Genomic DNA, 12,280 nt, shown 5'->3' with positions numbered 1-12,280 from the left:
ACATCCTGTCAGGAAATTTCGCGTATGCTTTCCAGGCACAGACTACCTCTCAACTCACAAGCTTCTCTTTCCAGTGCCGCATTCTCACTACCGCGCTCACGCTGAACCCCATCGTACGGGGCGTATTGGATGGCTGCGCGCCTCGGTGCTAGGCGCCAATGACGGCATCATTTCCACTGCCAGCCTGATTGCGGGCGTCGCGGCGGCCAATGCCAGCCACGCCAGCGTCCTGACCACCGCCATTGCCGCACTGGCTGCCGGCGCCATGTCGATGGCAGCCGGCGAGTTCGTATCCGTCCATTCGCAGGCGGATACTGAAAAGGCAGACCTCGCGCAGGAACGTCGGGAATTGTTGGCCAATCCGGCGGGCGAGCATAGGGAATTGACAGGGATTTACGTCCGGCGTGGGCTGGATCCTGAACTGGCGGCCGAAGTCGCAACACAGTTGATGGAACATGATGCGCTGGGCTCTCACGCTCGCGACGAGATAGGCATCACTGAAACCCTGCGCGCGCGCCCGTTGCAGGCAGCGGTGGCCTCCGCCGCCAGCTTTGCGGTGGGCGCGGCGCTGCCGCTGGCCGTGGTCGTACTAGCCCCGCCACAGTCATTGCTGACATGGACCGTGGCCACCAGCATTTTCTTTTTGGCCTTGCTCGGCGCAATCGCCGCCATGATCGGTGGCGCATCCGTTGTCAAAAGCGCACTGCGTGTGGCCTTCTGGGGCACGTTGGCCATGGCCGTGACAGCCAGCATCGGTGCCCTGTTTGGCACCCCACCCTAACGTTTTCGGGCTAGAGACTGAAGGCGGGGACGCATACCCGCCTCGCTTTAAAAGTACAGCATTCCATCAACGGCGTAGCTCGTCAGCGCCCGAGCCCAACGGCGAGCCGGTAACCCATATTGGCTTTCCACGATTTCCGCCCGGGCCAGCAATTGCGCCGGCGTAATGGCCAGCGATGGCCCACTGAACGCCAGCACGATCTGATTCCCGGCATCGATCTCGGGCAACAGCACAATGCGGTCATCAAATGCCTGGCGTATATTTTCGATATTGCGGTCAAAACTCTCGTGCCGGCCGAATAGATTGACCGACAACACACCGACCTCGCCCAGCACGCGGCGGCAGGCGCGGTAGAACGAAACGGAATCCCGCACCGGCCCGCGCGCGGCGGCATCGTACAGGTCCACCATCAGCACCGGGCAATTTCCCGCATTCTGCGCATCCGCCACCCACACCGCAGCATCCTCGTGATGCACGGTCAGGCGCGGTGATGCCGGCAGGCGGAAAAACATCTGGCACACGGCCGTGACCTGGGGATTCCATTCCACGACCGTCAGCGGGCTACGCGTGTGTTTCAGGCAGAACCGCGTCAAAGATCCCGCCCCCAGTCCCAACAGGCCGATCGACTCCTCTTTGGGCGGCTCCAGAAACAGCAGCCAGGCCAACATCTGCGAGGTGTATTCCAGGACCAGTTCCGCGGGTGCCTTGATGCGCATGGCGCCCTGGATCCATTCTGTGCCGAAATGCAGATAACGAATGCCGTCGGATTCGGAAAGCGTAGGCTGATCGGCGGCAGCGGGGCGGGTAAGGGCAGGCATCGGAAAGTCTCAGCGAATAATCGCGTGATTGTAGCGAGCCTGCCCGTCGAAGTGCTTGTGCGAAATTACACGCGCTCAAAGATCGCGGCGATCCCCTGCCCGCCGCCGATGCACATCGTCACCAGAGCATAACGGCCCTGTATGCGTTGCAACTCATACAGCGCCTTGACCGTGATGATGGCCCCCGTCGCGCCAATCGGATGACCCAGGCCGATCCCGCTGCCGTTCGGGTTCACCTTGGCCGGATCCAGGCCCAACTCGCGCGATACCGCGCACGCCTGTGCAGCAAAGGCTTCGTTGGCCTCGATGACGTCCAACTGGTCCACCGTCAGGCCTGCACGCTTGAGTACCGCCTGCGTTGCCGGCACGGGGCCAATACCCATGATGGACGGCTCGACGCCTGCATGCGCATAGGCCACGAGCCGCGCCAACGGTTTGACGCCGCGCTTTTCAGCGACCGAGGCGTTCATCAGCACGACCGCAGCTGCGCCGTCGTTCAAGCCCGAGGCATTGCCCGCCGTCACTGTCCCGTTCTCTTTTTTGAACACGGTCTTGAGCCCGGCCAACCCTTCGACCGTCACGTCGCGCCGAACGTGCTCGTCGGTATCAAAGACGACGTCGCCTTTACGGGTTTTCTGGACGATGGGCACGATCTGATCCCGGAAATAACCCGCGTCGATCGCAGCCGCAGCGCGGCGGTGCGATTCCGCCGCCAACGCATCCTGGTCGGCGCGGCTGATACCGAATTTCGCCGCCACGTTTTCAGCCGTCACACCCATGTGAATGCGTTCGAAAGGATCCGACAGCGCGCCGGTCATCATGTCCAGCAACGCGGCATCACCCATCCGCGCGCCCCAGCGCTGCGCCGGCGCGATGTAGGGCGCACGGCTCATGCTTTCCGCACCCGCGCCGATGGCGATGTCGGTATCGCCCAGCAACACGGTCTGCGCGGCCGACACAATGGCCTGCAGGCCGGAGCCGCACAGACGGTTGACGTTAAAGGCGGGCGTTTCTTTGGCAATGCCGGCATTCATGGCCGCCACACGCGACAGATACATATCGCGCGGTTCGGTGTTGATCACATGCCCGACGGCGACGTGTCCTACCTCGTCGCCCCCAACGCCTGCGCGGGCCAATGCCTCTTTGATGACTGCCGCGCCCAGATCGATGGGCGGCACATCTTTCAACGCACCGCCGAAATCGCCGATAGCGGTACGGGCGGCTGCGGCAATGATGACTTCATTCATGCAATATCTCCTGGAGCACGACATGCCGGCACCATACCGGCAGCAACCCCCTCATCATACTGCGCTGCGGCAAACCGGACCTGGCGCTGCCCGATACGAAATATGTATCGGCCCGCCAAAAAAAAATATTAGACAAGGACCCGCCTCCAGAGGGATAGTCCGACACCAAGGAGCCGCTAATCCACAATATGATAGATACGCTTGAACTGACCGCCATTCCCACCGAAGACGAATCTCTGCGTGCAGACATACGGGCCTTTCTGAACGACGCGTTGGCCGATATGCCGCCCGATCAGCGCGCTCGATCCTGGATGGGCTTCGATGCCGAATTCAGTCAGGCCTTGGCTGCCCGCGGTTGGTTGGGCATGACCTTGCCCCGCGAATACGGCGGCGCCGCACGTGGGCATTTTGCGCGATTCGTCCTGTCCGAGGAACTGCTGTGCGCCGGTGCGCCGGTATCGGCCCATTGGATTGCCGACCGCCAAAGCGCCCCGTTGATTCTGAAGTACGGCACGCAAGCGCAGCGCCAGTTTTACCTGCCTCGCATCTGCCGCGCAGAGGCGTTTTTCTGCATCGGCATGAGCGAACCGAACTCAGGCTCGGATCTCGCCAGCATTCGTACGCGGGCCGAGTCCAAAGATGGGGGCTGGCTGCTCAATGGCAGCAAGATCTGGACCACCAACGCCCATCGGTCCCATTACATGATTGCGCTGGTGCGCACCTCGGGCACGGCAGCCGACCGGCATCAGGGGCTTTCGCAACTGATCATCGATCTGTCGCTGCCGGGCATCACCATACGCCCCATCGAAGACCTGGCAGGAGACGCCCATTTTTCCGAAGTGTTCTTCGACAATGTCGCGCTCGATGCGTCGGCATTGATCGGCACCGAGGGCGATGGATGGCAGCAAGTCAATGCAGAACTCGCGTTTGAACGCAGCGGGCCCGAGCGCATCTATTCCAGCATGGCGCTGGTGCAATGCTGGCTGTCGCATTGCCGTGCCAACCAGATCAACGACGCCCACACCACCGCTGCGCTCGGTGAAATCCTCACGCAACTCGCCACGCTGCGCGCCATGTCGCTGGCCATCGCAGGGCAACTCGCCTGCGGCCGCAGCCCCGCCATCGAGGCCGCCCTGGTCAAAGACCTGGGCACAGAACTGGAACAACGCATCCCCGATCTGCTGGCACAAATCTTAAGCCAAACGCCTGATCACGCGATACCACCCGAACTGCTGCGCACCTTGGCTTACGTAGAACAAGTCAGCCCGACCTACTCGCTGCGTGGCGGCACGCGCGAAATCCTGCGCGGCATCATCGCGCGAGGGCTGGGGCTCAGGTCAAATTAACGCTGCGGTCTTGCTGCAGCATGTTTTGTTATCTCGGCATCGGCGCCGAGGTTTTTCGAAGCGACTGATGATGGATACCTTATTCGGCGATGCCGCCCAGCGCTTGTTTGCACAAGCCTATTCCACAGAGGTTCTACATGCCATCGAGCGCGGCCAGTCGGCCACCGCAGCCTGGCAAGCGGTGGAAGACTCCGGTTTTCTGGATGCGCTATTACCCGAGGACGCCGGCGGGGCCGGCCTGCGCCTGGCCGACATCGTGCCATTAGCCCAATCGGCGGGGAGGCACGCCGTGGGCGCGCCAGTGATTCAAACCCTGCTGGCGCGCGCCTGGCTGCATCACGCCGGCCATCAACCGCCGTCAGGCCCCATCGCCCTCGCTCCCTTTCAGGTGCACCACACCACTGCCGGCATCCAGGCCCATGCCGTCGGCGCCGCTCGCGTCGCGCAATGGGTGTTGGCGGCGACACCGGACGGGGCTCGTTTGCTACCAGTCGCACAAGCCGAGATCGCGCCCTCGGGTGGCCATGGCAGCCTCGATGCGGACTTACACTGGCCACCCGCCGTACTGCCGGACAGCGCCCTGCTGAACATCGCCGACGTCAGCTTGGCGGATTTGGCGGCTGTCGCCTACGCCGGCCTGATCGCTGGTGCACTGGAACAGATCCTGGCGTTGACCATAGACTATGCCAACCAACGCACCCAGTTTGGCAAACCCATCGGGCGTTTTCAGGCGGTGCAGCAACAGATCAGCGTCCTGGCCGAGCAGGTATGGGCGGTGCGCACGGCGGCACAACTGGCGTATCAAAGCCCGGACTGGCGCCCCGCCCCCTTGTTGGCCGCGCTGGGCAAAGCGCGCGCCAGCGCCGCCGTGACGCGGGCTGCGGACATTGCGCATGCGGTGCATGGCGCAATCGGTGTGACGGCAGAGTACGAGCTGCAATATTGCACGCGCCGATTACGCGAATGGCGTCGCGCCGCTGGCGGCGAGCCGTATTGGAACGCCCGCATCGGGGCGGACGCGCTGGCAGCGTCTACGTCCGCATTGGACTACGTGCGCAAGCATCTCTTTGCCGTCATTGAGTGATCGCATCCTCGCCTGCCAAGATTGCTATGATGCAACTCATCTCAACCCCAGCGAGCCACAGGCTCGCCTGACTCGCCAGGAATCGCCATGCCCATCCTGAACATGCAAATCATGCAAGGCCATAGCACCGCTCAAAAAGCGCAATTGCTGCAGAATTGCTCGCAGGCTGTCGTCGACAGCATCGCAGCGCCCCTGCCCTCCATCCGTATCGTGCTGGAGGAAGTCGCCGCCGAACATGTCATCGTCGCAGGCGAAATCGGCAAGCCCATGGCTCTGGTCATCGCACGCCTCATCGAAGGCCGCACGCCCGAGAAAAAAGCCGCACTCATCGCCGCGGTCAGCCGCGCTGTCCACCACAGCCTCGACATTTCAGAACAAGACGTGCGCGTCATTGTCACCGATGTGCCCAAGACCGACATGGGCGTCGCAGGCGGGATCACCGCCCTGGCTGCGGGACGCTAAAGCAGCCCCTCTGCCGCTCCATCATTTTCAATAGCGCATCATTGCGCCGACAGCATGGAGTCGCGCAGCCGCAATACCGGCGCACACGAGGTATCTCGGTGCGCCACCAACGACAACGCCAGCGCGTCATGGGCATCGGCGTCCAGCAAATCCACGAATTTCACATGCGGTGTGGAATACGCGCGCGTCACTCCCGGCACCAAGGCCACACCCAGACCGCTGGCCACCAGACTCACGAGCGTCTGCACCTGGATCGCCTCCTGACTGATTTGCGGTGAAAAACCGGCTTTGCGGCAAAGTGCTTGAGCAACGCCGTGCAACCCCGGGACCTTGTCGGGCGCATACATCACGAATGGCTCTGCCCGCAGTGCTTGCAGCGTGATAGGCCCGCCATCGGCCAAGGGATGCGTCGCGGGCAACGCCAGGATCAAGCTATCGCGCTCGACTACCCAGGCCGATAACGACGCGTCTTCGGCCAATGGGCCACGCACCAGACCCGCATCGATCTCGTTGGCGCGCAACATTTCCGCCAAGCGCTTCGTACTGTCTTCGCGCAACTCCAACGCGACATCGGGATAACGGCGCCGGAACTCAGGCAAGCAACGCGGCAGCAGCATGTACGTGGCCGAGCCGACAAACCCCAGACGCAAGCGTCCGAGCTCGCCCAACGCCACACGCCGCGCCGACTGCCGCGCCTGATCAGCATGGAACAAGGCGCGTTGGGCATCAGCCATCAACGCTTGCCCGGCAGGGGTCAACGACACCCCTTTTGCGCCACGTTCCAATAACAACACGCCTACGCTGTGCTCCAGCTTTTGTATCGAGACCGACAGCGCAGGCTGCGCAATGTGCAGCGCCTCGGCGGCACGCCGATAGCTGCCGAGCTCGGCGATCGTGACGAACTGGCGTAACTGCCTCAAGTCCACAGCCATAACAAATTCCATATCGCGTCATACCAACGCCATATTAGACGGTTATCTGCCGGGTGATTAGGATGACATGCATCAGATGTCCCCTATCGCAGAGCAGCAATCGAGATGACAAAGAGCCCCTCCGAGCGCAGCGCCTTGGCCGGTGTACGCATCCTGGACCTGACGGCCGTGGTATTCGGTCCCTATGCCTCGCAGATCCTGGCCGACTACGGCGCGGATGTCGTCAAGGTCGAACCGCCAGAGGGCGACTCGACGCGCCGCACCGGGCCTAAACAAGAGGACGATCTCGCCGCGATTTTCCTGGGTATCAACCGGAACAAGCGCAGCATCGTCCTGGATCTGAAACAAGCCGATGCGCGCGAAGCCCTGCTGGCCCTGGTTGATAGCGCAGATGTCCTCATGCACAGCATGCGCCCGGCGAAAATGGCGCGGCTGGGCTTGGACCCGCAAACGCTGTGCGCCCGCAATCCACGACTGATCTACGCCGGCCTGTATGGTTTTGGTGCAGGCGGCGCCTATGCCGATCAGCCCGCCTATGACGACATCGTGCAGGGCCTGACAGGCATCGCGGATATCACGCAGCGCCAAAGCGGCGAACCGCGTTATCTGCCCACCATAGCCGCCGACAAAACTTGCGGCCTGGTCGCGGCCCACGCCATTCTGGCGGCGCTGTTTCAACGCGAACGCACAGGCCTGGGACAGCAACTCGAAGTCCCGATGTTCGAATCCATGGCGTCCTATCTGCTGGTGGAGCATTTTTACGGCCGCCACCTGCAAGACAGCCCTGGTACCGCCGGCTATCCGCGCGTATTGGCCCCATGGCGACGCCCGTATCAAACCACCGACGGCTATTTGTGCATGATGCCCTACACCGATGCCCATTGGCGTCGCTTCTTTAACGAAACAGGCCACGAAGCGTTGGCCGATGATCCACGCTTTGCCGACATCGCAGCACGCACCCAGCACATCGAAGACCTCTATGCCCTGGTAGGCCGCATCGTCGCGGATCATCCTACGGCCCACTGGCTCGCCTTGTGCCAGCGCCTGGAAATCCCGGCTGCGCCCGTCAACCGCCTGGAAGACCTGGAACAAGATCCGCATCTGCGCAGCGTGGATTTCTTCGTACCGCTGACCAGCGCTGCCGGACACCACTATCGCTTTACGCGCAATCCTGTTCGCCTGCAACGCTCGCACGTGCCACCTGCCATGCCGCCTCGGCTGGGCGAACACACCTGCCAGGTGCTGCAACAAGCAGGGCTGTCGGCCGAACGCATCGAGCAGCTGCTGGCGAGCGGCAGTGCTCGCGACAGCTCACTCTCCATTTCCCTTTCCACGCCACCCGAGGTTGAGCAATGACAACTCCCCAAACCCCTACCGTGCTAGGACGAGGCTACTACTGGCAGGACCTGCAAGTCGGCCAGCGCTTTCATACATTCCGCCGCACCATTACCGAAACCGATATCGTCAACTTCATCAGCGCTACCGGCATGCTGGAGACGATCTTTATCGATGCCACCTTCGAACACGGCGCCATCCGCGGCCGCCCCGCACCGGGCGCACTGACTTACGGCTTGATCGAGGGGTTGCTGATGCAAGGCATGGTCCAGGGCACGGGCCTCGCATTGCTGGAGGTACATAAAAAAATGCTGGCGCCGGTCATTGCGGGCGACACCATCTGGGCAGAAGTCGAAGTCACCGGCATACGCCCCACCTCTAAAAGCAATCGCGCCGTGGTGAACTCATCGATCGAAGTTCGCAACCAACACGGACAACCCGTGATGACTTACACAGCGACGCGTTTGCTCGCTGGCAAGCCTGATTGAATCGCCAACCCGGCGCATTCAGCCAGGTGCGCCGGAAATAAAAACAGGCGCTAAACGCCAGACAACAACAACAACAACAACAACAACAACAACAACAACGCAGTGCTGCCCGCCCGAGACAAAAGCAACAACAGCGCACCACCTTCGCGTTGCCAAACAAAAAACAACTCAAGGAGACAAACTCATGAAACGCATTCACCGCCTGTTCGCTGCCCTGGTGGCCTTGGCAGGCATCGGTCTTTCCTGCTCAGCACTGGCCGCCTGGCCTGAACGCCCGGTCACCATGGTGGTACCTTTCCCGCCCGGCGGCCCCACGGACCTGGTCGCCCGGGTACTGGCCAAGCAACTATCCGACCAAACGGGTCAGACCTTCGTCGTCGAAAACAAAGGTGGCGCCAACGGCAACATCGGCATGCAGTATGCGGCAGCGGCCAAACCAGATGGCTATACCGTGCTGTACAACACCTCGTCCATTGCGTTAAGCCCCAATCTATACCGCAACCTGTCGTTCGATCCCGTCAAGGATTTCGATGCGGTCTCGTCGACGGCGGTGATCCCTCTCGTGTTGTTGACGCATCCCTCGGTGCCTGTCCGCAACGTCAAAGAATTCGTCGACTATGCCCAATCTCGTCCAGGCAAACTGTCTTATGCCTCAGCAGGCGCGGGCAATGTGACCCATCTGGGCGCGCTGCTATTCCTGCGCTCGGTCGACATAGAGGCCGCCCATATCCCTTATCGCGGCAGCGCGCCGGCCATGACAGATCTGGTCGGCGGCCAAGTGCAATTCATGACCAACACTCTGAACGACTCATTGGGTTTTATCCGCGAAGGAAAACTACGCGCCTTGGCTGTCAGCAGCAAAACGCGCAGCCCTCAATTACCCGATACGCCGACCCTGGCCGAGACCGTCGTTCCCGATTTCGAAATGGGCGCATGGCAAGGCATCGTCGTCCCGGCGGGCACGCCGCCGGAGATCATCAACAGCCTCAACGCACAGATCCGCAAAGCCCTGCAATCACCCGACGTCCTGAAACAGTTAGCTGCTCAAGGTGCGCAACCACTGGGCGCCTCACCACAGGAATACGAACAATACATTCGCGACGAGATTCAGCGTTGGCACGAAGTCGTCAAGGCCGCCAACGTACGGCTGGATTAAATGCAGCCAGAAACGAATCGGGGCGACCTAAGTCGCCCCAAATTCATCAAGGTGTCCAGGATTCAATCCAGAACCCCCAAAGGCTCGCCGCGCTAAGCAGACTCGGTCGTCTTGACAGTATTCTGATTCGGCTCGTCATCAGCCGTTGACGACGCTGCCGCCTCAGGCGCGGCCTCTTGCAATGCCGGCGTGACCAGATCCACGACCTTCTTACGTGACAGCATACCGATGAACTCGTCATCCTCGCCCGTCACAGCGACCGGTTGATCACTGTGCACCAGGCGAGCCAACACCTCGTCCAGACCAGCCGTGGCAGGCACCGACGCCAGATCCTCGACATAGGCCGACACATCGCGCACACCCGCTTCGACTGCGCGCTGCGCTGCTGCGCTCGTGAGCACGCCCGCCAATCGCTTGCCATCAAGCACCGGCGCATACTCGAAACTCAACGCATGCATACGGTCCAATGCATGCGCCGGACGAGAACGCATGGTCAACGTCAACCGCGGCGGATTCACAGCATGCGCCGCATTGAGAACCTTCGTGCGGTTGACGTCCTGCAAGAACGCCTGCACGTAGTCATTCGCCGGATTCAGCAAGATGTCTTCCGGCGTGCCCTCCTGCACCAACTCCCCGTCCTTCAGAATCGCAATGCGATTACCCAGACGCAAAGCCTCGTCCAGATCGTGCGTAATGAACACGATGGTCTTGTTCAGTTTGGCCTGCAACTGCAACAGATGATCCTGCATTTCCCGGCGAATCAGCGGATCCAGTGCCGAAAATGCCTCGTCCATCAACAAAATCTCGGCATCGGTCGCCAAGGCGCGAGCCAAGCCCACGCGCTGCTGCATCCCACCCGACAACTGATGAGGATACTGCGCTTCAAACCCATTCAACCCGACCTGGTCCAGCCAATGGCGCGCCCGCTCCTCGCGTTCAGCCTTGGATACACCTTGCACTGTCAAGCCGTACGCCGCGTTATCCAGCACTGTGCGATGCGGAAACAAGCCAAAGCGCTGGAACACCATGCTCATTTTCTTTTGGCGAAACGTCTCCAGCTCACGCTTGCCCAGACTGACAACATCCACACCGTCGACCAGAATGTGGCCGGCGCTGGGCTCGATCAAACGATTGAAATGGCGGATCAACGTCGACTTGCCCGAACCGGACAAGCCCATGATGACGTAAATGCTGCCCTCTTCGATCGACAGGCTGATATCACGTAACCCCAGCGTATGACCGCTCTTGGCCAACAGGTCTTCCTTGCTGATGCCGCTCTGCGCAGCAGACAACCACTTTTGCGGATGCGGGCCAAAGACCTTATAAATGTTTTTGACTTCGATCTTGCTCATCGTTGGCCTCCTTGACGACGTACGCGGTGTCCATAAGATTGCGTAATACGGTCAAACAGCACCGCCAACACCACAATCCCCAGGCCTGCGAGCAGGCCACGGCCAACCTCCAGACGATTGATACCCAACAACACTTCGTAACCCAGGCCGCGCGCCCCGATCATCGAGGCAATCACCACCATCGACAACGCCATCATCGTGGTCTGGTTGATACCAGCCATGATATTGGGCAGCGCCAGCGGTAACTGCACGCCAAACAACTGCTGGCGCGCATTCGCGCCAAACGCACGCGACGCCTCGAGCACCTCGCGATCGACCAGGCGAATGCCCAAATCCGTCAAGCGAATCAGCGGCGGCACCGCATAAATCACTGTAGCAATAATCGCGGGAATCTTGCCCAGACCAAACAACATCACCACCGGAATCAGATAAACGAAACTCGGCATCGTCTGCATGACGTCCAAAATCGGCAGCATGATGGAGCGCAGCCAATTGATCCGCGCCATCAGCACTCCTACTGGGATACCAATAATCACCGACAGCCCTGCCGCCATGATCATCAGCGCCAGCGTCTGCATCCCCGCATCCCACAGCCCCAGCAGCCCGATCACGCACAACAGCGCGCCCATGGCAATGCTCAGGCCGATACGGCGGCTGACGCCCCATGCAATCGCGATCGTGACCAACACGACCAGCCACCATGGCGTGCTGCGCAAGACCTGTTCCAGCCACACCAACGCGCTCAGGAACGGCTGCGACATCGACTCCAACGTGTCCGCATACTGCGTCACCAAGTGATCGACGAACGAATCAATAGCGCCACGCACAGCGCGTGGCGGAATAATTTCTGGAAACATAAAACCTCCTTACGGGCATGCCGTAGAGCGATGCAGCCGATAAACAGATAAAGCAATCAGCTGCATGACCCTAGTCACGCAATGCGCTTCTCGTACGGGAACCAACGACCGCAACAGCCATTCGCCCCTGCCCATGAACATGCCGTACGAACATTCACACAACACGTCTCATGCTCACACCCAACGTAGCAGGCGCCGCACACACATGTCGCCGGACGCACGCCACATACGTAACACATACGAGAACCACAGAAAAACCCAATCAATGCCGCGGCCAGCCCCTACTGCGAGTCCCTGCTGGGTGCCGGGCAGTTGCCCGCCCGCCCGTAGAGCCGCGATGTAGCCTCGCGCAGCGAGGCCGAGGCCCCTGCTCACGGGCCGAGTCGCGGCGATAGGGCCGGCGGGCAACTGCCCGGCACCCA

Annotated in this window: 12 protein-coding genes; 7 read left to right on the top strand and 5 right to left on the bottom strand. The window is 61.1% G+C overall.

What is annotated here, in order from left to right; genetic code table 11:
- Positions 1-73: 73 nt before the first annotated feature.
- Positions 74-781 (top strand): VIT1/CCC1 transporter family protein, encoded by a 708-nt coding sequence (locus ACYVIT_RS10275; RefSeq protein WP_415808468.1) that lies wholly within the window; start codon positions 74-76, stop codon positions 779-781.
- A 47-nt stretch (positions 782-828) separates the two neighbouring features.
- Here ACYVIT_RS10275 and ACYVIT_RS10270 read toward each other — a convergent pair whose 3' ends face one another.
- Together ACYVIT_RS10270 and bktB are read right to left on the bottom strand one after the other, a co-directional pair.
- Positions 829-1,599, bottom strand: a complete 771-nt coding sequence (locus ACYVIT_RS10270) for a class I SAM-dependent methyltransferase (protein ID WP_415808469.1) — start codon at positions 1,597-1,599, stop codon at positions 829-831.
- A gap of 65 nt (positions 1,600-1,664) precedes the next feature.
- Complete coding sequence (bktB, locus tag ACYVIT_RS10265) at positions 1,665-2,846, bottom strand: beta-ketothiolase BktB (protein ID WP_415808471.1); 1,182 nt, start codon at positions 2,844-2,846, stop codon at positions 1,665-1,667.
- A gap of 188 nt (positions 2,847-3,034) precedes the next feature.
- On the opposite strand from bktB, the gene ACYVIT_RS10260 reads away from it, so the two are divergent.
- From ACYVIT_RS10260 to ACYVIT_RS10250, 3 genes are all read left to right on the top strand, one after another.
- Positions 3,035-4,192, top strand: a complete 1,158-nt coding sequence (locus ACYVIT_RS10260; protein ID WP_415808472.1) for an acyl-CoA dehydrogenase family protein — start codon at positions 3,035-3,037, stop codon at positions 4,190-4,192.
- A gap of 67 nt (positions 4,193-4,259) precedes the next feature.
- The gene (locus ACYVIT_RS10255) at positions 4,260-5,276 is read left to right on the top strand and encodes an acyl-CoA dehydrogenase family protein (protein WP_415808473.1); all 1,017 of its coding nucleotides are present in this window, start codon (positions 4,260-4,262) and stop codon (positions 5,274-5,276) included.
- 87 nt (positions 5,277-5,363) lie between these two features.
- Positions 5,364-5,738, top strand: a complete 375-nt coding sequence (locus ACYVIT_RS10250; RefSeq protein WP_415808474.1) for a tautomerase family protein — start codon at positions 5,364-5,366, stop codon at positions 5,736-5,738.
- A 38-nt stretch (positions 5,739-5,776) separates the two neighbouring features.
- Here the strand turns inward: ACYVIT_RS10250 and ACYVIT_RS10245 are convergent, their stop codons facing one another.
- Complete coding sequence (locus ACYVIT_RS10245) at positions 5,777-6,670, bottom strand: LysR family transcriptional regulator (protein WP_415808475.1); 894 nt, start codon at positions 6,668-6,670, stop codon at positions 5,777-5,779.
- 105 nt (positions 6,671-6,775) lie between these two features.
- On the opposite strand from ACYVIT_RS10245, the gene ACYVIT_RS10240 reads away from it, so the two are divergent.
- The 3 genes from ACYVIT_RS10240 to ACYVIT_RS10230 all read left to right on the top strand — a co-directional run bounded on the left by ACYVIT_RS10240 (position 6,776) and on the right by ACYVIT_RS10230 (position 9,649).
- Positions 6,776-8,026 (top strand): CaiB/BaiF CoA transferase family protein, encoded by a 1,251-nt coding sequence (locus ACYVIT_RS10240; protein ID WP_415808476.1) that lies wholly within the window; start codon positions 6,776-6,778, stop codon positions 8,024-8,026.
- On the top strand, positions 8,023-8,493 hold the full coding sequence (locus ACYVIT_RS10235) for a MaoC family dehydratase (protein ID WP_415808477.1): 471 nt from the start codon (positions 8,023-8,025) through the stop codon (positions 8,491-8,493). The genes ACYVIT_RS10240 and ACYVIT_RS10235 overlap by 4 nt, the downstream gene beginning before the upstream one ends.
- Positions 8,494-8,677: 184 nt before the next feature.
- Positions 8,678-9,649, top strand: coding sequence for a Bug family tripartite tricarboxylate transporter substrate binding protein (locus ACYVIT_RS10230; protein ID WP_415808478.1), 972 nt, complete (start codon positions 8,678-8,680; stop codon positions 9,647-9,649).
- Positions 9,650-9,741: 92 nt separating this feature from the next.
- Here ACYVIT_RS10230 and ACYVIT_RS10225 read toward each other — a convergent pair whose 3' ends face one another.
- Positions 9,742-11,001 carry a quaternary amine ABC transporter ATP-binding protein gene (locus ACYVIT_RS10225; RefSeq protein WP_415808479.1) on the bottom strand — a complete coding sequence of 420 codons (1,260 nt, stop codon included), beginning with the start codon at positions 10,999-11,001 and terminating at the stop codon, positions 9,742-9,744.
- The gene (locus ACYVIT_RS10220) at positions 10,998-11,858 is read right to left on the bottom strand and encodes an ABC transporter permease (protein ID WP_415808480.1); all 861 of its coding nucleotides are present in this window, start codon (positions 11,856-11,858) and stop codon (positions 10,998-11,000) included. Before ACYVIT_RS10220 ends, ACYVIT_RS10225 begins: the two co-directional genes overlap by 4 nt.
- Between the last annotated feature and the right edge of the window lie 422 nt (positions 11,859-12,280).

This window comes from Bordetella muralis (assembly GCF_054781015.1).
The sequence above is the reverse complement of the archived record's forward strand: the minus strand, read 5'-3'. Positions and strand labels throughout refer to the sequence as shown.